We start from the raw sequence: 25269 nt of genomic DNA on the forward strand, positions 1-25269 counted from the left end.
ATACAAGGAAGAGGTGCTCCTATGACGCAACAATTAAAAAACTGGATCGGCGGTCAATGGGTAGAAGCTGCCGCAACGCTAAGCGAGCCAGTTTACAACCCGGCTACCGAAGAAGTTCTCGCCAACGTTCCACTGTCTACGAAAGAAGACGTTGATCTCGCTGTACGCACGGCTGCCGAAGCGTTCAAAACGTGGAGCCGCACGCCGGTGCCTAAGAGAGCGCGCATTCTTTTCAAATATCAGCAGCTTCTGGTCGACAACTGGGATGAGCTTGCGAAGCTGGTAACGCTGGAGAACGGCAAGAGCTACGGCGAAGCGTACGGAGAAGTGCTTCGGGGTATCGAATGCGTGGAATTTGCCGCCGGCGCCCCAAACCTGATGATGGGCAAACAGCTTCCCGATATCGCAACCAATCTGGAATCCGGCATGTACCGCTATCCGATTGGCGTCGTAGGCGGCATTACGCCGTTCAACTTCCCGATGATGGTGCCTTGCTGGATGTTCCCGCTTGCGATTGCCTGCGGCAATACCTTTGTGCTGAAGCCTTCGGAGCGTACGCCGCTTCTGGCTAACCGTCTGGCTGAGCTGCTGCAGGAAGCTGGACTTCCCGAAGGCGTGTTTAATATCGTTCACGGCGCGCATGATGTCGTAAACGGCATGCTGGAGCATCCGGTAATTAAGGCGATTTCGTTCGTTGGCTCCCAACCGGTAGCCGAGTATGTGTACAAAACGGCTTCGGCGCACGGGAAACGCGTGCAGGCGCTTGCCGGCGCGAAAAACCACTCGATCGTTATGCCGGACGCGGATCTGAATCTGACGGTAAAAGAAATCGTAAACGCAGCCTTTGGCTCCGCGGGCGAGCGCTGCATGGCATGCTCCGTCGTTGTGGCCGTAGGCGAGGTTGGCGACACGCTTGTCAGCAGGCTTAAGGAAGCTGCCGACAACATTACGATCGGCAACGGCATGGAAGACGGCGTATTCCTTGGCCCGGTTATTCGCGGACCTCACAAGGAACGCACGCTTAAATATATCGACATCGGCGAGAAGGAAGGCGCGCTGCTGATCCGCGACGGTCGGAAGGATGCGGCATCAAGCGGTCAAGGCTACTTTGTTGGCCCAACGATCTTTGACAAGGTGCAAGGCGAGATGAAAATTTGGGAGGATGAAATTTTCGCTCCGGTCCTGTCGGTCGTACGCGTAGACACGCTGGATGAAGCGATCGAGCTGGCCAACCGTTCCGAATTCGCCAACGGCGCTTGCCTGTTCACGCAAAGCGGGGCGTCGATGCGCCAATTCCGCGAAACGATCGATGCGGGCATGCTTGGCGTGAACCTGGGCGTACCGGCTCCGATGGCCTTCTTCCCGTTCTCGGGCTGGAAGAAATCGTTCTACGGCGACCTGCACGCGAACGGCACCGACGGCATCGAGTTCTTCACGCGCAAGAAAATGGTTACAACACGCTGGTAATCGATCATACGGGAGGTCTACTCGATGTCAAAAGTGAGAATCGGCATCATCGGCGCTGGCCGAATTGGTAAAATACATGCGGAAAATCTGCTTAAGCATCCGGAGGTCGAGATCGTTGGCGTCAGCGATCTGTTCGCCGGACCGGAGCTTGAAGCGTGGGCGGCGGCAAAAGGCATTGGCCTCTTGACCAAAGATTCCGATGCGATTATCGGGCATCCGGATATCGATGCCATCTTTATATGCTCCTCTACAGACACGCATGTGCCGCTGATCAAGCAGGCGGCGCAAGCCGGCAAGCATATTTTCTGCGAGAAACCGGTCAGCATGTCCATCCTGGAAACGGCTGAAGCGATTAAAGCGGTGAAGGAAGCAGGGGTTAAGCTGCAGATCGGATTCAACCGCCGCTTCGATCACAACTTCAAACGGGTAAGAGAGCATGTGGAAGCGGGAACCATCGGGGATTTGCATGTCGTGAAAATCACTTCCCGCGATCCGAACCCGCCATCCAAGGAATACATTAAAGTTTCCGGCGGATTGTTTATGGACATGGCCATACACGATTTCGATATCGCGCGTTTCGTATCCGGCAGCGAGGTTGTGGAAGTATTCGCGCAAGGCAGCGTGCTTGTTGATCCGGTATTTGAAGAATGCGGGGATATCGATACCGCGATTGTTACCTTGAAGTTCGCAAACGGCGCGCTTGGCGTCATCGACAACAGCCGCCAAGCGGTGTACGGCTACGATCAACGCGTTGAAGTATTCGGCTCCAAAGGCAGCGTTGCGATAGCCAACGATCATCCGAATACGGCTGTTGTCAGCACGGCGGAAGGAATTATTTCCGACAAACCGCTGCATTTCTTCCTGGAGCGTTATATGGGCGCTTATGCGGATGAATCGAAGCAATTTATCGACAGTCTAGTGCACGGCACGGCACTTCCGGTTACCGGGGAAGACGGCTTGCAGGCGGAACGGATCGCGCTCGCCGCGAAGCTGTCCTGCAAGCTGAACCGTTCGATCAAGCTGTCAGAGCTGGACGAATTGCTGCTGCAGTCCGCAAAACTATAACGGAGGTATACGAACATGTCCAAGCTTATCGTCACTCCAGAGAGGACAGCGGGTCCGGACGGCTCCGTCCTGTCCATTACGCCGGAATCGGCAGGATGGACATACGTCGGCTTTGAGGTTCTGAAATTGCGGAAGGGTCAGTCCGTCGAGAGACAAACGGAAGACAAGGAAGTATGCCTTGTTCTGCTGAGCGGGCTGGCGAATGTTAACGCCGCCGGCAAGGAATGGAACGAAATCGGCCGACGGATGAGCGTATTCGAGAAAATTCCGCCGTATTCCGTCTATATTCCAAATGGTCAATCTTACGGGATCGAGGCTCTTACGGAACTGGAGGTTGCCGTTTGTTCCGCGCCCGGCCACGGAAACCATGAAGCGCGTTTGATCGCGCCCGAACAGGTAGGGACGGAAGTGCGGGGTTCCGGCAATATCGAACGCCTCGTCCAGAATATTTTGCCGGAGCAGGAGCCGGCCGACAGTCTTCTAGTCGTAGAAGTGTTTACGCCAAGCGGACACTGGTCCAGCTATCCGCCTCACAAGCATGACCGGGATAACCTTCCGGAGGAATCGTTTCTGGAGGAAACCTATTACTTCAAGGTAGATCCGATGCAAGGCTATGCGATTCAGCGCGTCTATACGGATGAAAGGGATTTGGATGAGACGCTGGTCGTGAAGAACGGCGAGGCCGTGCTTGTTCCTAGAGGCTACCATCCGGTTGCCGCACCTCCAGGCTATGAGGTCTACTACCTGAATGTCATGGCGGGACCTCGCCGGATATGGAAATTCCACAATGATCCCGATCATCAATGGATCCTGAACGCTGCGACCAAGTAAGTCCTTCAATTGGCGCTCTCTACGGTTGCAACTGCCGATAGAAACACTCATAATAGGAAATCATGGGGATAGGTCATCTATCCCCCATCTTACTTTTCAGAGGGATTCGGCATGAAAGCAACCATATACGATGTGGCGAAAGAAGCAGGGGTCTCGATTGCCACTGTCTCCAATGCCATTAACGGTAAAGGCAACGTCAGCAAGAAAAGACGGGAACAAATCTTTAAAATTATGGAGCAGATGAATTACCAGCCTAACGTGAATGCTTCCGCGCTGATGGGGAAGAAGACCTATACGCTGGGTCTGCTTATTCCGGATATATCCAATCCGTTCTTCTCCGAGATTGCGAGGGCTATCGAGGATCAGGCGCATCAATTGGGCTACAGCGTGATCATGTGCAGCACGGACAATAAAGACGAGAGAGTGGAACGTTATATTGCCCTCTTGGAACAAAAGAACGTGGACGGCATTCTTATCGGAACCGGGGTAGACAACCTGGACATTCTGACAAACCTGCAAGCCAGGAACATCCCGATCGTGATGATCTCGCGGGAAGCGGCGGCTTTGGAGGTAGACACGGTTGTAGCCGACGACTATGTAGGCGGCTTGATGGCAGCGCAGCATTTGGCGGAGATGGGTCATACCCGGATCGCCATCTTGTCGGAGCAATTGAAGGTAAGCAGCGCCCGGGAAAGGATCCGCGGCTTCAAGCAAGGGCTGCAGGACCATCAGATTTCGTTCGACGACCGTAAGCTCGTCATCTGCGATTATATGGTAGAGGAAGGACGCCGCGGCGCCGGCGAGCTGCTGGGCCGGGAGGATCGTCCCACCGCGATATTCTGCTGTAACGACGTGCTTGCGATCGGGGCGATGCAGGAAGCGAGAAGTCTCGGGATAAAGGTTCCCGAGGAGCTGTCGATTGTAGGCTTTGACGATACGATTCTGGCTGCGGTCGTTGATCCGCCGCTCACGACCGTCGCTCAGCCGATTGCCAGCATGGCGAAGCAGGCGTTTCAATTAATAATTTCCAATCTGGACGAAGCCGAGCCGGTCAAAAAAAGAATCGTGCTGCGGCCGGAAATCCACATCCGTCAGTCGACGGCAAAAGTGAATAACGTAAAGTAAAGAGGAGCTATCCCAGTTGTCATATGAATGACCTTTGGGACAGCCCCTTTCTATTTTCAAACGAGAATGTTACATAAAATTCGCAAGTACAAACACAAAGATTGTGAAATTTGCGCGATACAATTATACTAAAAAAATATAGATTAAATGAGAAAATCGGAGGTTTGCTATGGTTACGCTTAGCGAGATTGCCAAAAAAGCAAATGTATCCGTAACGACCGTGTCAAGAGTCGTGAATTATAATGATACGAGCGTTTGCAGCGAAGAGATGCAGAAGCTGATCTGGTCGCTCGTTGATTCCATGGGATACAAAGTGAAGAAGAAAGTTAATGCCAAGCAGGAGACAAACAAGACCGACCGCACGTATACGATTGCTTATGTTCTTGGAACCGCTTCCTATGTTATGCAGCAATCCTACAGCTATGAGATTATTAAAGGCATTGAGTCGGAAGCTATCCGAAGAGGGGCCGATATTACTTTCACTTGCCTGAACTTGGATCTGTACACGCCGGAGATGCTGGGCGAGAAGCTGGCAGCGTCAAACGTAGAGGCCGTTATCTGGGTTGCCGGCACCAACGAAGCCTTCTTCGAGGTGATTGAGCGGCTGGGGATTCGAATAACGATTGCAGGCATCGAGCCGGGCTATTATCCTGACAATGCTGACTATGTCGGCGTTGATTTCTATTCGGAGACGCTTCGCTGGATGAAGACGCATTTCGCTAACCGCTTTGAACGCATAGGGTATATCGGACCGAAAAAACTGTCGCGATACAATGCTTTTATAGATGCTCATGGCATTTTGCAAAAGCCGATTCAGGAAGAATTTATTCTTGATATGGAAGGTTGGACAATCGAAGAAGCGAAAATCGTCATGCAATCCTATCTGCAGCGGGCCGCTGCTCTGCCGGATGCCATCTTTGCTGCCTGTGACTCCATTGCGCTTGGCGCCATGACCGTTCTTAAAGGACAAGGCATTCAGATTCCGGATCAAATTCGCGTACTTGGCTTCGATAATATAGAGATGTCCAGTTATTTCGTGCCTGAGTTGACCACCATTGAAGTGCCAACCTACAAGATTGGAGTTATGGCTGTGCAAGCCGCTTTGTCGAGACTTCGCGGGGAGCGTGATTTTGCCGTACGCTACCTGTTCCCGACGCAGTACATTGAGCGCCAGTCGCTATAATAGCCATTGGCCGGAAATCCGCCGCTTTGTTCAACAAAGCGGCGGATTTTTTTTGCGTATTTAAAAAAAAGGTTTAATTTAAACTAAAATTTTAGATAAATATTGAAGAAATTAAGCTTAAATGTTAGTATAATCTCGAAAGAGACTAAACTGTGATTACGAAATTCAGATCTTTTAGAAACGGGGAGATGTTTTTGTACGTGTCCATGGAATCGTTTGGTTTGCAGCCTGACGGGGGAGAAGACGCTGCGCTGGCCGTCCTTCGGGCAATCGATTATTGCAGGGGCATTCCCGGCGCCACGCTGGTATTCCCCGAAGGGACCTACCATTTTTGGCCGGAGAAGGCTCTTGAACGCCTGTATTATATTTCCAATCACGATCAGGAGAAAACAAGAAAGATAGCTTTTCCGCTGATTGGGATGAACGGCTTCACGCTTGACGGGCAGGGCTCAACCTTTATGATGCATGGTCTTACGACGCCTTTTGTCATCGATAACAGTTCGGATATTACGCTAACCCGTTTCACGATCGATTACGAGCGGTCCACGATCACGCAAGGCACCGTTGTTCAAGCTGACGAATCGGGCTTCGACGTAAGCATATCGGAGGATTATCCCTATGAGGTAAGCAGCGGGAAGCTTATCGCGGTTGGCGAAGGCTGGAAGGAGCCTGTTAAGGGGATTATCGTAATGGACCCTCATACAAAAGCCCCAAAGCAAGGCTCTGGGGACATCCTCATGTGGGGCTACTACGATCGCGGCACGGTGGAAGAGAGCGGAAAGCGCCGCATCCGCTACAGCGGGTTTGATCATTATTCTCCGGAGAACGGGGATATCGTACTGCTCCAGTCCGGATACCGGGATTGCCCGGGCATCTTCGTGAATAACAGCCGCAATATCCTTGTCGAAGACGTTGATCTTCATGCCTCCATAGGCATGGGCTTTATCGCCCAAAATTCGGAGTACCTGCATCTTCGAGCTTTTAACGTAATGCCCCGCCCTCATTCAGACCGCTTATTCAGCGCTTCAGCCGACGCTACGCATTTCGTTAATTGCCAAGGAAAAATCGAACTCGAAAACTGCTTGTTTGAGAATCAGATGGACGATCCGTGCAACGTCCACAGCATTTATGCGCAAGTATCCGAGCGCCATGGGGAGGACCTTCTGTGCAGGCTGGTTCATCCGCAGCAGCGCGGAATTCAGGTCTTTCATCCAGATGATCGTGTCCGTCTGGTCCGAAACGACTCGCTGCTGCCTTATTTCGAATCGCAGGTGAAAGCGGTCCGCGCCATTAACGCCGAATATATGCTGGTGGAATTGGAAGCGCCGCTTCCTGCAGATGTCAACGGCGGCGACGGATTGGAGAACTTGACGCGGACGCCGGATCTTCACGTGCACGGCTGCGTCGCGAGGGCAAACCGCGCCAGGGGATTTCTCATCACTACGCCGGGCAAGGTACTGTTCGAAGGCAACGTCATCAGCACGCCGGGTGCCGCCATCAAAATATCGGGGGACGCGAATTACTGGTTCGAGTCGGGGGCAGTACGAAGCGTTGCCATCAGGGAAAATGTTTTCGAGGATTGCAATTACTGTTATCCGTTCTGGGGAAGAGGCATCATTGACATCGATCCCGAGATCACAAATCCGGAGTCGTTTGAAGGCCGGTATCACGAAAATATAGCGATTGAACGGAACCTGTTCCGGACTTTTCATCCCGTGCTTGCGACGGGTCATTCCATCGCCGGTTTCACCTTCACGAATAACGTCGTCGAGCTCAGCGACCGTTATCGGCAGGCAGACGAACTTCCGTATGTGATAGATCTGAAAGCCTGCAGCTATGTGGAGGTTTCCGGCAACCGCTGCCAGGAAGGCGTGCTGGTCAGCCGGATTAACGGCAAGGAAATACAGCAGCTTGCTGCCGTGAAGGAGTAATTTTGGAAGGCTTGAGGTGGAACGATGGTAAGACTTAAAGACATAGCAAAGAAAGCGAACGTATCGGTTACGACCATTTCGAAGGTGGTCAATTATAACGATACGAGCGTATGCAGCGAGGAGACGCAGGCCCTCATCTGGTCGCTTGCGGAAGAAATGGGGTACAAGGCAAGGCGGATGGATAAGAACGGCTCACCCGGAGCCGTAACCGCCTATAAGCTGGCTTACGTCATCGGGATGCCCAATTACGTGTTGTCGGGCACCTATACGTATCAGATTATTCAGGGCATAGAGAAGGAAGCGTTCAGGCTTGGGGTGACAATGGCTTTTTCCTGTCTGAATTTGAGCTTGTATACGGCAAGATCATTATGCGACAAGCTGCTTGAAATGGAAGTGACGGCGGTAATCTGGGTCGCAGGCTCCGATGAGGAATACTTCTCCTTGCTGCGGCAAAACAACATCCATGTGGTCATCGCCGGCATTGAGCAGAATATGCTGCCTGACGATGTTGATTACGTTGGCGTGAACTTTTATGCCGATACGCTTTATTGGCTGAGGACCGAAATTTTTAACCGGTTCGACCGAATCGGCTTTATCGGTCCCAGCTCGCAGGCCCGCTTTGAAGCCTTCAAGGACCTGCATCTGCTTATGGGACGGACTTTCGAGCCGGATACGATCGTGGAGCTGGATGATTTCGACATGGAGAAGGCAAGGGCGGCGGTCGTGAAGTGGATTAATAAAGGCGCAAGGCTGCCGGAAGTATTCTTTGCGGCAAGCGACGCCATTGCCATTGGCGCACTCAGCGCGTTCCAGATGATGGGCATATCCGTGCCTGAGCAGGTTAAGCTTGTCGGGTTTGACAATATTGAAGTGGCCGGCTATGTATCGCCGGGACTGACTACGATCAGCGTGCCTGCTTTCCAAATCGGCGTTCACTCCGTCAAGGCCGCGCTTTCGAAGTCGAAGGGCGAGCTTGATTATACGCTTCATCATATCTTCCAGACCGACTTTGTGATTCGGGAGTCTTTATAATGGATCGATAAATTAAACTATAATTTAGTATTTAATTTAACTAAAAATTATTGACAATTTTACTTAATAATTATAGTATATTTTTGTAAACAGTATGGGGTTGAAGGTGGGATCTTATGGCAAGCGTTTCATTCCGTCATGTATACAAAACCTATCGTTCAGAGAAGAAACCTTCCGTTAACGACTTTAACCTGGACATTGAGGACGGCGAGTTCCTTGTCCTGGTAGGGCCGTCAGGCTGCGGGAAAACAACGACTTTACGAATGCTTTCCGGGCTTGAGGATATTTCGGACGGAGAGATTTATATCGGAGACAAGTTCATAAATTATGTATCGCCGAAGGATCGGGATATCGCAATGGTGTTTCAGAACTATGCGCTTTATCCGAATCTGACGATTTACGAGAACATGGCACTTGGACTTAAGCTGCGGAAGGCCGCTAAGCATGAGATCGATATGCGGGTGAAGAAAGCAGCCCGTATTCTTGAGATTACGAATTATCTGGACAAGAAACCAAACCAGCTTTCAGGCGGTCAGAAGCAAAGGGTCGCGCTGGGCAGGGCGATCGTTCGGGAACCAAAAGTGTTTCTGATGGATGAGCCGCTTTCCAATCTGGATGCCAAGCTTCGCGCGCAGACAAGGGCGGAGCTCATACGGCTGCATCAGGAGCTTGGAACAACTACCGTATACGTGACGCATGACCAGACCGAAGCGATGACGATGGGAACGCGGATTGTCGTGATGAAGGACGGAGTCATCCAGCAGGCGGACACACCGCAGCGAATTTATCAGAATCCTGCCAATCAATTCGTTGCCGGCTTTATCGGTTCGCCGGCCATGAACTTTATTGCGGGCAGCATCAAGGAAAGCGACGGCCGTCTTTATTTCGATAACAGGCGGGTGAGGCTGCGAATTCCCGAGAGCTTCTACCCGGAGCTTCGCGAAGCGCCTTCCATGCGTAACGTAATTCTGGGCATTCGTCCTGAACACCTGGTCAGTGATCCGGTATGGCTCCAGGATAATCCGAATAAAGTAAGCGCTTTAATCGATATTAAAGAGCATATGGGCGCGGATACATACTTGTATCTGAATTTCGGGGAAACAAGCGTGGTAGCCCGAATCGACGATTCGGACGACAAGTATGAGCTGAAAACCACGATCGAGATCGGATTCCAGATGGAGAAGGCTCATTTCTTTGATGCGGAGACGGGCGTCAATCTCCGTTCGGACAGCCGGCGGGGGCAGCTATGAAGGTCCGGAAAAGATATGTCTATTTGACTCTAATCGTTCTCATTGTTCTCTTTTACGCGTATCGGTCGATGGACGAGGGACACAAAATTTTTCCCGTTCTATCCGCGGAAAGCATTAAGCTCGAGGGGTTTGAAGACGGAGAAGGAAGTCCTTATTATTATGAGGTTCTTAAGGGATATGCCTCGGAGGGCATAGGCGATTATCAGGGAAAGCCGGTAAGCATTAATCCTCTTCATTTTGCAGCAAGCGGCGACCAAGCCAAACATTCAGTTGCAAACGGTTCCACGGCTGGTGCGGAATCGTTAGCTTGGGATAACGGCCAAGGCTGGATCGAATGGAACGTCGATGTGCCGGCCGACGGTCTTTACCAGATCGAGTTGGAATATGAGCCGTTGCAGGAGAACAGCACAAGCTCCATTTTTTACGGCTTGCAGATTGACGGCCAATATCCGTTTGCGGAAGCAAAGTCGATTGAGCTGGTCAAGTACTGGAAGGACCAGACTCGTCCTTATGCGAAGGATGCGATTGGCAATGAAATCCGCTCGGCGCAGATCGTTATTAAAGGCTGGGAAACCGAGAGGCTGCGCAACTATGCGATTTCTTCCGAGCCTCTGCGTTTCAGCTTGAAGAAAGGACAGCACACGCTGCGCTTCCAGGCTCTTAACGAGCCAATGAAATGGGGCGCGATCAGGCTCGTTGCACCCGAGGTTCTGCCTTCCTACGACCAGAAAACCGCTGAAGCCCAAACGGCCGGCGGCAATGCTTCCAACTGGTTCTCCGTTATGGAAGCGGAGAATTACTCTAGCAAATCTCATCCGTCCGTTCAGGTCGGCAGCGTAAACGAGCCGCATGTATCCCCGGATCCGAAAGGTCGGGTTGTCTATAATGCCATCGACGGCAACCGTTGGCAGAAGGCTGGACAATGGGCGGAATGGACGGTAGACATTCCCGAGACCGGCTGGTATGAGCTTGACGTGAAGTATACGCAGCGGTTTCAAGGCAAATCAAACATTTACCGTACGATCCAGATCGACGGAGAAACCCCGTTCAAAGAGATGCTGCACTACGCATTCCCTTATAACGGCAAGCTGACCGTTTATCCGATTCAGGACAAGGAAGGCAAGCCGTACCGGTTCTATCTGGAAAAAGGCAAGCACAATATCCGGTTCGTGGCCGACGCATCGCTGCTCGATCCTGCTATCCTGTCGCTGCGCAGCGCCATCTCCGAGATGTTCGAGCTGGAGCAGATGATCCGCAAGGTTACCGGCGATTACGGCGCATCCGGAGGAGACGCGAACCGGACATGGGATCTCGCCTCGTATATTCCGGATCTTGAATCGCGCCTGACGGGTGTGAGAGATCAGCTGCGGACGGTGGAGACTTATATGAACGGTCTGAATCAGAATACGAACGATGCGACCAATTCAATCAATATCGGCATTGAGGTTCTGAACGATCTGGTAGCGGATATCGATAAAATCCCGCAAAAGATGGGTAAAGTGACCGACCTGCAGACCCGGCTTGGCACATGGTTGGATTCCTTCTCTCAGCAAGGGATGACCATGGATTATCTCGTGGTGAAAGCGCCTGGAGCAAAGCCAGAGCTGAAGGAATCGAACTGGGCGACCAAAATTCCGTACACGGCGGTTAACTTTTTGCGGACTTTCCAGTTGAAATACGATACCCGCAGCGAGAAGAATGGCGACACCCTCCAAATTTGGGTGGCCAGAGGGCGTGACTACGCGGACCTGCTGCAGGAAATGGTGAATCAGTACTTCACGCCGCAAACCGGAATTAACGTAAACATCAATCTGATGCCGGATCCGAACGCCCTGCTCCTGAGCAACGCGGGAGATGACCAGCCGGATGCCGCCCTTGGCGTGCCGATGGATATGCCGATGGACTATGCGATTCGCAAGGCTTCGACCGATCTAAGCCAATTCCCGGATTTCAAGGAAATCTTCTCCCGGTTTAATCCGGGCGCGATGCGGTCATTCACCTTTAACCAGGGAGTTTATGCCTTGCCGGAAACGCAGTCTTATTATCTGATGTACTACCGGAAAAGTATATTGAAAAGCCTTGGCGTAGTGGTGCCGCAAACTTGGGACGATGTCCGCAAGCTGCTGCCGTCGCTGCAGGAGAATGCGATGACGTTCTACTATCCGTCCAAGGATTATGCACCGTTCTTCCTTCAGAATGGCGCACAGCTGTATTCGAAAGACGGGCTGAAGCCGGGCTTCGATACGGAAGAGGCGTACAAAGCCTTTACGATGTGGACCGATTTATTCGGCAAATACGATCTGCCGCGGGATGTGCCATCCTTCTTTAATCACTTCAAACGCGGAGATATGCCGATTGGCGTAGCCGACTTTAATACGTATATTCAACTCCTCGTCTCTGCTCCGGAAATCAGAGGAGACTGGGGAGTAGCGGCAATGCCGGGCATTGAGCAGCCGGATGGCGAGGTGGCCCGCTGGGCGCCAAACAATATGCAGGCAGGCATGATTTTGGAGAAGAGCAACAAAAAGGATGAGGCGTGGACATTCCTCAAATGGTGGACGTCGAAGGAGGTCCAGCTCGAATACGGCAGGAACATCGAATCGTTTAACGGTCCGGAATACCGCTGGAATACGGCTAATATGCAATCGCTGGCCGAAATGCCTTGGCCATCGGCGGACATTTCCGCAATGGAGGAGCAGAACCGCTGGACCCTTAACATTCCGTCTCTCCCGGGCGGCTATTATCTAGCCAGGGAAATGGATTTTGCCTGGAACAGAACCGTTGTGCAGAAGGTTCCTCCGAAAGAGTCTTTGGACAAATCGTTTACCGATCTGGAACGCGAGATGGTGCGCAAGCAGCAAAATTTAAACCTGGACGGCAGCTATGATCTCAGCATGCCTGTCATTGATAAGCCTTACGATTGGAGGACCGTGCAGCCATGAAAGATGTGACCGTCGTTCGGACAGTCCCGGGACCGGCAGCCAAGCCAAGAATGAAAAGCAGAATGCGGCGGATATTGATGCCGGATATTAAGGGGATGCTCGCGAGAGCTTGGAAGGAGAAGCTCGCTTACCTGTTTCTCGCGCCTTTCCTGATCAGCTTTATTGCCTTCATTCTGGTGCCGGTTGCCCTGGCGCTGCTTATGAGTCTCACTTCTTACGATGCTTTTAACCCTCCGAAATTTGTAGGCTTTGACAATTTTATTGCACTCATTACGCAGGATACCGTCTTTATGAAATACGCCTTGCCCAATACGCTGAAATTCGCCTTTTTTGTTGGTCCCTGCGGCTATGCGCTCAGCTTCTTTATCGCCTGGCTGATCTATCAGCTGCCCAAGTCGATCCGGGATATCGTAACGCTTGCCGTGTACGCGCCGTCTCTAGCGGGCGGCGTGGCGCTGACGGTCGTCTGGCAGGCCGCTTTTAGCGGAGATTATGTCGGTTACGTCAACAACTTTATGATGAAATTCGGCATGATCTCCAAGCCCGTGTTATGGCTTCAGGATCCGAAATATTTGCTCACGATTATGATTATCGTCACGGTCTGGATGAGCTTTGGCGTCGGATTCCTCTCCTTGCTGGCCGGATTGGACACCGTGAACAAGGAACTGTACGAGGCCGGCAAAATTGACGGAATATCGAGCAGGCTGCAAGAGGTGTATTACATCACCATTCCTTCGATGAAGCCGCAAATGCTGTTCAGCGCCGTTATGGCCATTGTCGGCACCTTGAAGGCCGGCTCGATTTCCGTCCAGCTGACCGGGCTTCCGATCACGCCGCAATACTCCGGCCATCTCATTCTTAACCATATCGATGATTATGCGTTTATTCGTTTTGAGCTTGGATATGCGTCCATGGTATCGGTCGTGCTGCTCCTCATGTCTTATGTGGCCTTAAAGATCAGTTACAAACTTTTTAACCCGAAGGACGGTGAGTAGACATGCAAACGCTGTTCAACCAAATCAGGCGGATGACGTTGTTTGAAGCTGCGCTGCTCGCCAGCCTGCTGCTCCTGGCGGCGTTCCTTGCGCTGCCGATCGTGTTCATTATCAACCATGCGTTTAAACCTTATAACGAGTTGTTCATGTTCCCGCCTACTTTTCTGGTCAAGGAGCCGACGTTATCCAACTTCTACGATCTCTTCCTGCGCTCCTCGGCAAGCGTTGTTCCTTTCTCTCGTTATTTGTTCAACAGCATCATCGTGACATCCATATCGCTGGTTGCTGTTATCGTTTCTTGTTCCATGGCGGCGTACGTATTGTCCAAATATCAGTTCGGCCTGAAGAAAGCCGTAATGGCCATGATTATGCTGTCTCTTATGTTTGCGCCGGAGACAGTGGCCATTCCCCGGTATCTGATCATCAGCTGGCTGCAGATTAACAATACGTATTTCGGGCATATCCTGCCGTTTATTGCGTCGCCCGTTGCCGTATTTCTGATGAAGCAGTTCGTTGACCAGATTCCAAACGAGCTCGTGGAGGCGGCCAAGGTGGACGGGGCTTCGGAGCTTCGCATCTTCCTTCAGATTGTCATGCCGCTTGCGATGCCGGCACTCGCCACCATCGCGATCATTACCTTTCAGAGCGTATGGAGCGACGGGCAGGCGTCCACTCTCTTCATGCAGGATGAGACGATGAAGACGCTGCCTTACTACATAACGACGCTCACGAGCGGGGCCAATAATACGGTGGCAGGCCAAGGCATGGCGGCCGCGGCGGGCCTGCTCATGTTTCTGCCGAATCTCATTATCTTCCTGTTCGCCCAGAAGCGGATTATGGAGACGATGGTGCATTCCGGTGTGAAATAAAGCCAGAGAAGAGGGTTTCATATGCGTAAATACATGCCGTTGTTAGGGCTGGTGCTCTTGCTGGCGATGTTGTTTCCAACCGCCGCATCCGCAAGGGAGCCTTACTATACGTTCTATCTTGATCATGGTACCGGCGGTGCAGGGGACAGATTGTACTATATGCAGGATATCTACGCGACGGGGATGACGGTTACTAATGTTGGCGAGCATGCTCTAAGCGGTCCAAGCGACTTGTTTATTGATTCGAATGATCAGCTGTTCGTAGCGGATACGGGGAATAACCGCATTGTCGTGTTTGACAGAAACGGCCGTTTTCTTCGGGTAGTAGGCGGACAGGAAGGCAAAAGCGCGCTTAATGCGCCGGAAGGCGTATTCGTAACCTCGGAAGGCGAGATTTATGTCGCCGACACGGGTAATCGCCGGGTTGCGGTATTTGACGCGGAAGGGACCTTCGTGAAGGAATTCCAGAAGCCGACCAATTCGCTGGTGCCGAAATCCTTCTATTTCGTGCCGGTCAAAATGGCTGTTGATGCCCGAGGCATGATGTACATTGTTTCGAAGGGTTCGTACCAAGGCCTTGTCCGGGTCGACAAGAACGGAGAATTTACAGGCTTTCTGGGTGGTAACAAAGCAAGCGTGACGCTGCTTGACCGGGTCAAGAAGGCGATCTTCACGGAAGAGCAGATGGCGCAGGAGAACAAGAAGCTGCCTCACGAGCTCAGCAATATCACATTGGATCATTCAGGCTTCTTATTCACGACAACGCTGGGCGTCAAGTCCGATCAGGTGAAAAAGCTGACGGCCGGCGGACAAAACAGGCTCAGCAACTCGGGACTTATCTCCGGTTCCGATCAGATCGTTGATGTTACAGCCGACTCGAGGGACTTTTACTACGTCCTGGACCGCAAAGTAACGGGAGACGATGACATTGACAGCATGATCTCCGTATTCAGCCCGGAAGGCTCGCAATTGTTTACCTTCGGAAGCGTTCGGAAGCAATCGGAACGGCGCGGCGTGCTTTCGTATCCCTCCAGTATCGGAATCGATTCGAAGGACCGGCTCTGGGTGCTTGATTCGGATTTGAACATGCTGCAGGCTTACGACCGGACCGCATTTGGCAATGCGATTCTCGATGCGGCAGCCGACTATTACGTCGGCGACTACGAGAAAGGCGCGGATAACTGGCGCAAGGTAAGCTCGCTCAACGAGACCATCAACCTGACGTACCTCGCTCTAGGCGAGGTTGCCCAGAAGGAAGGCCATACCGTGGAAGCCATGCGTGATTTCAAAACGTCCTATGACGTAGAAGGCTATTCCGAGGCGTTCTGGTCATACCGGATGAATTGGATCGAACGGAATTTTGGCTACTTGGTTGCCGCCATCGTTGGCTTTTGGCTGATCTACCGGTTCGGGATTAAGAGATTCATTCGTTATTATCTCGTGCACACTCCCGAATTTTTGAAAGGTATTACGCGTGATTTGCGGGATTGCGGATATACGATGCTGCATCCGTATGAAGGGTTTTACCGGATCAAAGGAAGGAACGTTTCATACTGGAGTCTGCTCATTATCCTGCTGCTTGTGACCGCTGTTAAGCTGGCATCCCTGTATTGGAGCGGGTATATCTTTCATCCGGTTGATCTCAGGCAGATTAGGCCTTGGTCAGAGATTCTTTTCTTCTTCGTCCCTGTGTTCACTTGGATTATCGCCAACTACTTGGTCAGCACGGTCAAGGATGGGGAAGGCCGTTTCCGGGAAGTGCTGCAAGCCAGCATATTCGCCTTGCTGCCTTATGCACTGCTCTCGATTCCGATCATCGCGTTTACCAATATCCTCGTTCTGGAGGAAGGGATTCTCGTCTCCTCGATTACGAGCATTATGTGGATATGGGTCGTGTTGTTGTTCTTTGTCAGCTCGCAGGTGATTCACAACTTTGATTTTATTGAAAATTCCAAAAATTCAGCCATCACGATCGGAACTATTGGCGTCATCTGGCTGTTTGTCGTCATCAGCGCCGGACTGACCTTTAACCTCTCGGATTTTATTTATCAGCTGTATAAGGAGGTGGCTTTCCTTGGGTAGCTTCATTAACATCAGGCCGCGACGGAAAGTCCTTCTCGTAGCCGCCATCGTCATTGCTGCAGCGGGTATCGTGCTTTTTGCGAAAAGCCAAATGGATAGCTCACTGACCGACAAAACCGGTATCGATATGCGAAAAGCGGAAGCAGTAGCAGTCATTGCGGGAGATGCCTGGAAGGCGGATGCCGTAAATGGCGAGGGATTTGCCGAAGCGGCGAGCAATGCGGGTTACGCACTTGAATTTCAGCAGTCAACCGGGCAAATAAGAGTGAAGAATCTTCACAGCGGCGAGTATTGGAACAGCAATCCTAGTCCGTCGGCGCTTGCCGGGGAAACGGTAAAGGGCGATCTGCGCACAAACCTGGAATCGCCGTTTATTCTGGAATATTACGAGCAGGCCTCGATCCAGCGGAAGGTCGCCAATGCGCTTGGTTCCGGCGTGAAATGGACGGTCGCCAAGCAGGAGGACGGCATAGCCGTCCATTACGACCTGACCCAGCTTCAAATCAAGTTCACCATGGTGTATACGTTAACTGAAAATGGCCTTAAGGTGGTTGTCCCGGACAGCGGAATGGAAGAGAACGGAAATAACCGAATCGTGTCAATCGAGGTGCTGCCGTTCTTCGGAGCGAATGGAACGGATGAAGCAGGTTATCTATTTGTTCCTGACGGACCAGGCGCGCTTATGCATTTCCCGCGAAGCCGTCAGCTGATTGGCAAAGGTTATAATCAGCCGGTTTACGGGCCTGAGATTACCACGAAATCACCGAATTATGATTCCACGGCCGTGTACCCTGCCGTGCCGGTATTCGGCATGAAAAAAGGTGAAGATGCTTTCCTGGCCATAATCAAGGCGGGAGCATCAAAGGCGGCCATTCGCGCATTGCCTTCGGGGGTTGTAAGCTCCTTTAATTCGGTTAGCGCCAAATTCGTGTATCGCGAGGAATATGACCGCCGTCTTAGTTTGGGCGGTAAAGCAACAAGAGTCTTCGAGGATGAGCGGACACCGCTTGACGGGGAAGTGGAGTACTCCTTCCTGACGGGCAAAGAAGCGGATTACGTGGGGATGGCTAAGCGGTATCGCGACGAACTGACATCGGAAGGCAAGCTGCAGCCGATTCAGACCGCACAGGGCGATGTGCCCTTTGAGCTGATGATTATATGCGGCAATTCGAACTTTTACAATAAAGATTACGAAGTGGCGACTACCTTCAGTCAGGCCCAGAAAATCATAAACGACCTGAAGCAGTCGGGCGTTGAACATGCGCGCATCACCTTGGATGGCTGGCAAAGCCATGGCAGGCTTTATAATACGGATCCCTTCAATGTCGAGAAAAAGCTTGGCGGCAAAGCCGGTTTGAAGGCGCTTGTTAACAAGGCTCATGAGCTCGGTTATGAGATCGTGCTTAATGTTGACTTTGTCGATGCCGATTCCGAAATCGACGATTTGTCGCCAAAGAACTTTGGCGTTCGTTCGGCCGAAGGCGACGTTCTGCTATTTGGAAGCGATTTTATTCTAACGCCTAATGTCACCTATCATTTGGCGGAGAAGCTTGTGCATGAAGCGAAAGCCGTCGGCGTCGACGGAGTGCTGTACGAGGAGCTGGGGAATTTTCTTACCCGCGACTACAATCCGAATTATAGGTACACCCGCGACGATACGGCCCTTATTTATAACTCAATCCTGGATATGACGCGCAAGGAGCTGGGATTTAGCGGCGTATATCAAGGAAACTCGTATTCCTTCGGCCACATCGACCACATCAATGGAATACCAAGAGACACCAATCATTTCTACATGGTTGACGAAATGGTTCCATTCATGCCGATTGCCCTGCACGGCAGCGTGACCTATACGATGGCGCCCGGCAATCTTCGCAACGACATTAATGCTGAGAGGCTTAAAGGCATTGAATATGGCGCTGTGCCGGCATTCATGTTGACGGCAGAGTCAAGCCGAACGTTGCTGGATACGACCACGTATGGGATTTTCAGCAGCCGATACGAGCAGTGGAAGAAGCAAGCGCTTGAGGAATATGCGGACATGAAACGGATGGCCTCTACCGATAACCAGCCGATTACGGATCATTACGAGAGTGCAGCCGGCGTTTACGTGACGGAGTACGGCAACGGCGTCCGCGTGACGGTCGACTACAACAATGGAAGATTCGATGTTGAAAGAGAGGCGAGCCGATGAATGACAGGGCGAAGGTGATGGCCAAGTTTGTTTATAAGTGGAAAAGCTACGGAGCGGGCTATTTGTTTATGCTGCCCTGGATGATCGGATTCGCCGTATTTATGGCCTTTCCAATCGGCTGGTCGCTGTATCTGTCCTTTCAGAAAGTCAGCTTGTCCGGCACCGGATTCAAGTATACCTACATTGGCATGCAGAACTTTAAGGATGCGTTATTTAAGGATAACGAATTTACCATCCAGCTTCTTGTTTTTATGCAGCAGATGATTTTTATGATCCCGATCATCATCATTTTCTCGCTGTGCGTTTCGATCCTGCTGAATCAGCAGTTTCCCGGACGCTTTCTCTTCCGGGCCGTCTTCTTCTTGCCGGTTATCTTCTCTACCGGCCAAGTATTAACGGAGCTGTTCCAGCAGGGAGCGGGAGACGTACCGTTTATCGCCCAGTATGGCATTGATACTTACGTGACGGAAAACTTCAGCGAATCGCTCGCCAAACCGCTGCTGGACATACTTGGCATGATGATTCTGATTCTATGGTCGTCGGGGGTGCAGATTCTTATCTTTATCGCAGGCTTCCAAACGATTTCCAAATCGATCTACGAGGCCGTGCGCATTGATGGAGCATCACCGTGGACCAGCTTTTGGAAAATCACGCTTCCTGGCATAAAGCCGTTTATTGCCTTGAACCTGCTGTACACGATGGTGGATCTGTTTACGTTTCCGTTTAATCCCATTATGGAACAGATCAAAAAGAACATGTTTGATATCTCGACCGGTTACGGTTACGCCAGCGCCATTGCTTGGCTCTACTTTATCTTGATTATGATTCTGATTGCACTCATTATGCTGTTCCTTAACAGCTCCAATAAGGCGAGGAGGGCTTAAAGATGAAGACCGAAGCTGTCGTCCGGCGGTACACGCGCCAGGTCCGCTCCTATGTCAACAGCCGCAAGGCGCAGCGGATCAAGCTGGCGGTACTTGGTCAGCACATGAATGACGGGCTGCTCGCCAAGCTGTTCATTTACTTTATGCTGTCGATTATAGCGTACTTATATCTTCAGCCGTTTTTCTACATGATCAGCACCATGCTGAAAGGGTTGTCCGATCTGCTGGACCCTACGGTGAAATGGATTCCGCGGACGATCGACTGGGATAATCTCTCCCGTGCGTTCAAAGGGCTAAGTTATCCGCGGTCTTTCATGAATTCCATGCTGCTGGCGGTTGGAGGATCCCTGCTTCAGGTATTTGTATGCGCCATAACCGGCTATGCGCTGGCAAGGCTGCAATTTCCCGGGAAGAAGCTTTTCTTCGCGCTGGTCTTTCTGACTTTTTTGATACCGCCGCAGGTGATCATGATTCCGTTATATGTCATATTCAGCAAGCTGGGCTGGCTTGGCACGCCGTTTGTCTTCCTCGTGCCGGCGCTGTTCGGTCAAGGGATCAAGAGCGCGCTCTTTATCATTATTTTCCGGCAGTTCTTCCTGTCCCTTCCGAAGGCGCTCGAAGAAGCGGCCATGATTGACGGGGCTTCGATGTTCCGGTTGTTCTTCCGGATTATTATGCCGCTTGCTTCGTCGGCGTGCCTGGTCGTCTTCCTGTTCTCCTTCATCTGGTACTGGAATGAAGGGTATCTGACCTCCATGTTCCTGTCGGGTGATTTCATTCCGCTGTCCAACAAATTGGCGGGTCTTGAGACAGCGATCTTCGGCGACAATCCAAGCATGGCGATGATGACGCAGAATCCGGTAACGGAAGGCACCAAGATGGCCGGCGCATTCCTGATTGTGTTCCCGCCGCTGGTACTCTACATGATTGCTCAGCGCTGGTTCGTTGAAGGAATCGAACGTACGGGTCTCGTGGACTAACCGGCATAGCGATAATGGCTTGAAAGGGGCTTGAAAGGGGTGATGCGGGGGGCTGAATACGGGGGACTTCAGGGGTCAGCAGCATGTGAAACATCATAAGGGGAGCAAACGGCAGTTCGCAATCTTAATAAACGATTCATATAACGGGAGGATTCGTCCATGACAAAGAAAAGAATTTCGATGATGCTATTTTCCGTAATGATGCTGTTCACGCTTATTCTGAGTGCTTGCTCGAACAATAATAACAAGCCAAACAACTCACCAAGCAATTCGCCGGCTGAATCAGCTGCCGCAAGCACGGAAGCATCGGAGCAACCGTCCGATGAGCCAATCACGCTGACGTACATTCGCGGTTCCGCCGTTTCTCCGAATGAGCAAAAGGTTCTGGATATGTTCCATGCGAAGTACCCGAACATTACGATCAATATCGCGCTCGCCGATGGCGGCGGTGTAGGCGATATGCTGGAGAAAGCGACTGCGCTTCAAGCGGCAGGCACTCCTGCTGACATTATTTGGGTGCAGGATACCATTCCGTTTGCAAAAGACAATCTGCTTGTTGATTTGTCGCCGTATATGAAGTCGGATCCGGTGCTCAGCACGGCCAAAATTCCGGCAAGCTCGCTCGAAGCGCTGCAGTTCAAAGGACAGCAGCTGGGTATTCCGCGCGCGGAAAATCCAATCATCGTTTATGTAAATAAGGACCTGCTCGCTAAGCACGGCATCGATATGCCGGCTAATAACTGGACATGGGATGACTATCGCGAAATTGCGAAAAAAGTAACGGATCCTAGCGTTGGCGAGTACGGTATTTCTTACGGCCAATTCAACTCCATCATTACTGCTGGCGTAATAGGCGTAGATAACGGCACATCTCCTAACTTGTATTTCATGGATCAAGATTGGAAGCAAAGCCTGCTCACAACGCCAGAAGCTAAGGCCGACATCGAATGGATTAAGAACCTGCAAGACGTAGACCACTCCATCGGGCTGTGGGCAGACCTTGAAAAATCCGGCTCGGGCTGGATGAAAGGTAACGTTGCCTTCGAAATTCACGGAGTTTGGGAAGGCAGAAACAAACGGGAAAATGCCAAGTTTAACTGGGATGTATTACCGCTTCCAGGCGGCAAAGCGAAACAGGTTGGATATACAGTAGGCACGGGTATTGGCGTGCTTAGCGGCTCCAAGCATCAGGATGCGGCAGTGAAATACCTCGCGTTCATGAATACGATTGAAGCTCAAAAGGTGATGCTCGAAAACGGTGACTTCCCGCTTACGGAAGACCAAGAGCTGAAGGATGCTCTAGTCGAAACTTCGATTTGGAAGGGTACGAATATCCTGGCCACCATTGGCGTTGAGATGAGAGCCGAGCCGGTTGGCAAAATCGTTGGCGCTTCGGAATACGTGCAATGGTGGAGCGACGAAGTACAGCATGCGTTTAAAGAAGGCGAAGATCCGAACAAGCCGATTTTCGAACAAGCAGCGCATTTTAACGAATATACCTTAGGTCTGCGCAAAGAACTGGGCTTGGATTAAGAAGAGAAGGAGAGATTTTGCAATGAGACATGACAAGAGGGTACCGCAATATTCCACGGCAGGCTTTTTCGGGATTGAAGGAAGTCCGAGACAGGTATTTAATTTTAATCCGGGCTGGCGCTTTTTTAAAGGCGATGCCGCAGGGGCTCACGAGGAGCAGTTCAACGACGGAGACTGGGAGGCAGCATCGCTGCCTCACGGCCTCGAAATTCTTGGCGAGAATGCGAGCGGAATGCGCAATTACCAAGGTACGGCATGGTACCGGAAGCGGTTCATTCTTCCCCGCGAGCTTGCGGGCAAACGGACCGTTGTTCATTTCGAAGCGGTAATGGGAATTGCGGATGTCTGGGTGAACGGGCAGCCGGCCGTACAGCATTTGGGCGGTTATCTTCCGTTCGCGGCAGACATCAGCCACCTTGTCTATCAGGATGGGCGGGAGAATGTCATTGCCGTGCGGGCAGACAATTCCAACGATCCGACTTATCCGCCGGGCAAGCCGCAGGATTACTTGGATTTCAGCTATCTCGGAGGGATTTACCGCGATGTGTATCTGATCTCGACCGAGCAGCTCCATGTTACGCATAACCTGCTCAGCTCTACCGTTGCGGGCGGCGGCGTATTTATCGGGATCCGCGATGTGTCGCAAAATCAGGCGGACATTGAAGTGCGTACGGAGGTTGTGAATGAGGACGGAGCAAGTCGCTGCTTTACGCTGCGCACCGTGCTGGAGAATGAGGATGGCAAGGAATTGCTTGTCTTCGAAGAGCTGGCGGAGCTGAAATCCGGCGAGAAGGGTACCTTCATTCAGGAGATGGATGCAAGAGACGTCAGGCTGTGGCATCCTAACGATCCGTATCTCCATTTCATCCGGACCGAAGTGCTGGAAAACGGGAAAATCGTCGATAGCTTCAAGACCCGATTCGGCATCCGATTGTTCGAAATGCGCGGCGACGACGGCTTCTTCGTCAACAAATCCTATATCGGGGAGAAGCTGAGCGGCGTCAACCGCCATCAGGACTACGTCTATGTAGGCAATGCGCTGCCGAACTCCGGTCAATGGCGGGATGCGGTGCTGCTCCGCGAAGGCGGCTCCAACGTTGTGCGCGCGGCTCATTATCCTCTGGCTTCCGCTTTTATGGATGCTTGCGATGAGCTTGGACTGCTTGTCACGGTAGCGAACCCAGGCTGGCAATTCTATAATCACGAGGATCCGGTGTTCGAGCAGCGTGTCTTTGAGGATACCCGTGCGATGGTTAGACGGGATCGAAACCGTCCGGCCGTTCTGCTGTGGGAAACGGCGCTTAACGAAACCGACGATCAGCCGGTATCCATGCTGAAGGAAATGCACAGGATTGTCCATGAAGAATTCCCGTTCCCGGGGGCTTTCACCTGCGCGGACGTTGACAGCGCCAAAGAAGCCGGCTTCGACTTCTATTACCATGGCAGCATGGAGGACGAGAAATGCTCGCTGACGAGGGAATACGGCGATGGCGGCGAGGTAGACAACTTCGGCTCCCAGAACGCCATGACCCGCGTGAAGCGCGAGTGGGGCGAGCAAGCGATGCTTAATCAGGCAATGATTCGAGCGCGGGATCTCGACGGCGTGTATGCCACGCCTCCGAAGCGCGTCGGCGCCACGGTATGGTGCGGCATTGACCATCAACGCGGCTATCATCCGGATCCGTTCCTGGGCGGCGTGCTTGATCTTTACCGCATTCCGCGTTATTCCTACTATCTGTTCAAGAGCCAATACTCGCCTGACTTTAAGCTCAGTGGTATTCAAACGGGCCCGATGGTCTATATTACCCACGAGCTGACGCAGGTATCCGGCAGCGACGTCATCTTGTTCACGAACTGTGAAGAAGTCCGTCTGACTTGGCTTGGAAAAGTGATCGGCACGCAGAAGCCTGAGCCGAATTACAAGTCAATGCCTCATCCTCCGGTTATCTTTAAGGATGTATTCAACTTCCGTGAGATTTCGTCCAAATGGCGGCATCGGACCGGCGAAATCGTCATGATTGCCGAGGGACTTATCAACGGCGAAGTGGTATGCCGCGAAGAGAAGGTTTACTCGGAATGGCTTGCCGGCGTGACGCTGGAGGTGGATGACGTCCATATCGGCTTGACCGCCGACGGATCCGATTTTATTCCGGTTCGCGCCACGCTCGTGGACCATAAAGGCGTTACGAAGGTTCTTGGTAACGAGTACATCCACTTTGTTGTGGAAGGACCAGGAGAAATCATTGATGGTCCGTTACCGGGGGCCAATCCGATGCGTACGCAGTTTGGGACAGCTACAGTATTCATCCGGGCGACAACCGAACCGGGCGAAATTGTAGTGAAGGCATTCTGCCAGGGTCTTGCTTCCGACTGCATTGTGATTCAGTCTTCGAAGCCGGCGCTGCCGCTTCTGTATGATCCTTCGTATGCCGAAGAAAGCCGGAAAGCCGAATCGACGGCGAAAGTTCCTGCAGCTGTCCTAGAGCAAACCGCCATGGCTGCCGACAGCGATCATGAAACGATTGAGAAGCTGGAAGCAACCATCAAACGCTTGCAGCTGGAGCTCACCAGCAAGGAACAGGATATTATGGAATTGAGGGGAAGCCGCGCGTAAACCGGGTGGATTGGATGGCTTAATTCCCGATGAATTGGCTGGTTACAGAAGGCCTAATGAACTTTATGATGGGTCCACAAACATCATAAAGCAAAGGGTGGTACAGCATGAAGGAACTTATCTCTTTTATCTTTCTGACGGCGGCGTTTGTCTCCGGCCCGTTTCTTATCGTGTTATTCGGACGCATGGCAGTCCGAGGCGAGGAGCTTCTCGAGGCGGACAGTAAACTTCATTAGCCTCTACAAAGAAATTGACGTATGCCTGTAGTCCGGAATCTGGACCTGGCATACGT

18 protein-coding genes are annotated in these 25269 nt (G+C 51.9%); all 18 read left to right on the forward strand.

The features are described 5' to 3' along the window. The first annotated feature begins 21 nt into the window (after nucleotides 1–21). A complete protein-coding gene (locus EV294_RS03600) occupies nucleotides 22–1467 on the forward strand; it encodes a CoA-acylating methylmalonate-semialdehyde dehydrogenase (RefSeq protein ID WP_132303893.1) in 1446 nt (481 codons plus the stop codon). Nucleotides 1468–1491: 24 nt separating this feature from the next. Then, a complete protein-coding gene (gene iolG / locus EV294_RS03605; protein ID WP_132303895.1) occupies nucleotides 1492–2532 on the forward strand; it encodes an inositol 2-dehydrogenase in 1041 nt (346 codons plus the stop codon). Between the two features lie 15 nt (nucleotides 2533–2547). Continuing rightward, entirely contained in the window at nucleotides 2548–3363 is an 816-nt protein-coding gene (gene iolB / locus EV294_RS03610; RefSeq protein WP_132303897.1) for a 5-deoxy-glucuronate isomerase, read from the forward strand. Between the two features lie 111 nt (nucleotides 3364–3474). Then, nucleotides 3475–4488, forward strand: coding sequence for a LacI family DNA-binding transcriptional regulator (locus tag EV294_RS03615; protein WP_132303899.1), 1014 nt, complete (start codon nucleotides 3475–3477; stop codon nucleotides 4486–4488). Between the two features lie 169 nt (nucleotides 4489–4657). Beyond that, nucleotides 4658–5671, forward strand: a complete 1014-nt coding sequence (locus tag EV294_RS03620; RefSeq protein WP_132303901.1) for a LacI family DNA-binding transcriptional regulator — start codon at nucleotides 4658–4660, stop codon at nucleotides 5669–5671. 206 nt (nucleotides 5672–5877) lie between these two features. Then, nucleotides 5878–7602, forward strand: a complete 1725-nt coding sequence (locus EV294_RS03625; protein WP_481856046.1) for an alpha-1,3-galactosidase-related protein — start codon at nucleotides 5878–5880, stop codon at nucleotides 7600–7602. Between the two features lie 24 nt (nucleotides 7603–7626). Then, the gene (locus EV294_RS03630; RefSeq protein WP_132303905.1) at nucleotides 7627–8634 is read left to right on the forward strand and encodes a LacI family DNA-binding transcriptional regulator; all 1008 of its coding nucleotides are present in this window, start codon (nucleotides 7627–7629) and stop codon (nucleotides 8632–8634) included. Nucleotides 8635–8750: 116 nt separating this feature from the next. Further along, nucleotides 8751–9884 (forward strand): ABC transporter ATP-binding protein, encoded by a 1134-nt coding sequence (locus EV294_RS03635; RefSeq protein WP_132303907.1) that lies wholly within the window; start codon nucleotides 8751–8753, stop codon nucleotides 9882–9884. Continuing rightward, complete coding sequence (locus EV294_RS03640) at nucleotides 9881–12826, forward strand: extracellular solute-binding protein (RefSeq protein WP_132303909.1); 2946 nt, start codon at nucleotides 9881–9883, stop codon at nucleotides 12824–12826. The genes EV294_RS03635 and EV294_RS03640 overlap by 4 nt, the downstream gene beginning before the upstream one ends. Then, nucleotides 12823–13821 (forward strand): carbohydrate ABC transporter permease, encoded by a 999-nt coding sequence (locus tag EV294_RS03645; RefSeq protein WP_243711554.1) that lies wholly within the window; start codon nucleotides 12823–12825, stop codon nucleotides 13819–13821. The genes EV294_RS03640 and EV294_RS03645 overlap by 4 nt, the downstream gene beginning before the upstream one ends. Before the next feature lie 2 nt (nucleotides 13822–13823). Beyond that, a complete protein-coding gene (locus EV294_RS03650) occupies nucleotides 13824–14690 on the forward strand; it encodes a carbohydrate ABC transporter permease (RefSeq protein WP_132303911.1) in 867 nt (288 codons plus the stop codon). 21 nt (nucleotides 14691–14711) lie between these two features. Next, nucleotides 14712–16772, forward strand: coding sequence for a YIP1 family protein (locus EV294_RS03655; protein WP_132303913.1), 2061 nt, complete (start codon nucleotides 14712–14714; stop codon nucleotides 16770–16772). Then, complete coding sequence (locus tag EV294_RS03660) at nucleotides 16765–18966, forward strand: DUF5696 domain-containing protein (protein ID WP_132303915.1); 2202 nt, start codon at nucleotides 16765–16767, stop codon at nucleotides 18964–18966. The genes EV294_RS03655 and EV294_RS03660 overlap by 8 nt, the downstream gene beginning before the upstream one ends. Then, nucleotides 18963–19850, forward strand: coding sequence for a carbohydrate ABC transporter permease (locus tag EV294_RS03665; RefSeq protein WP_243711555.1), 888 nt, complete (start codon nucleotides 18963–18965; stop codon nucleotides 19848–19850). Before EV294_RS03660 ends, EV294_RS03665 begins: the two co-directional genes overlap by 4 nt. Nucleotides 19851–19852: 2 nt before the next feature. Continuing rightward, nucleotides 19853–20830 carry a carbohydrate ABC transporter permease gene (locus tag EV294_RS03670; protein WP_132303917.1) on the forward strand — a complete coding sequence of 326 codons (978 nt, stop codon included), beginning with the start codon at nucleotides 19853–19855 and terminating at the stop codon, nucleotides 20828–20830. 159 nt (nucleotides 20831–20989) lie between these two features. Beyond that, nucleotides 20990–22363 (forward strand): ABC transporter substrate-binding protein, encoded by a 1374-nt coding sequence (locus tag EV294_RS03675; protein ID WP_132303919.1) that lies wholly within the window; start codon nucleotides 20990–20992, stop codon nucleotides 22361–22363. Between the two features lie 22 nt (nucleotides 22364–22385). Continuing rightward, nucleotides 22386–24977 carry a glycoside hydrolase family 2 protein gene (locus tag EV294_RS03680; protein WP_132303921.1) on the forward strand — a complete coding sequence of 864 codons (2592 nt, stop codon included), beginning with the start codon at nucleotides 22386–22388 and terminating at the stop codon, nucleotides 24975–24977. Between the two features lie 107 nt (nucleotides 24978–25084). Further along, on the forward strand, nucleotides 25085–25213 hold the full coding sequence (locus EV294_RS30870; RefSeq protein ID WP_279513507.1) for a hypothetical protein: 129 nt from the start codon (nucleotides 25085–25087) through the stop codon (nucleotides 25211–25213). Nucleotides 25214–25269: the final 56 nt, after the last annotated feature.

Origin of the sequence: Paenibacillus sp. BK033 (assembly GCF_004345425.1) — a bacterium.
GTDB lineage: Bacteria > Bacillota > Bacilli > Paenibacillales > Paenibacillaceae > Pristimantibacillus.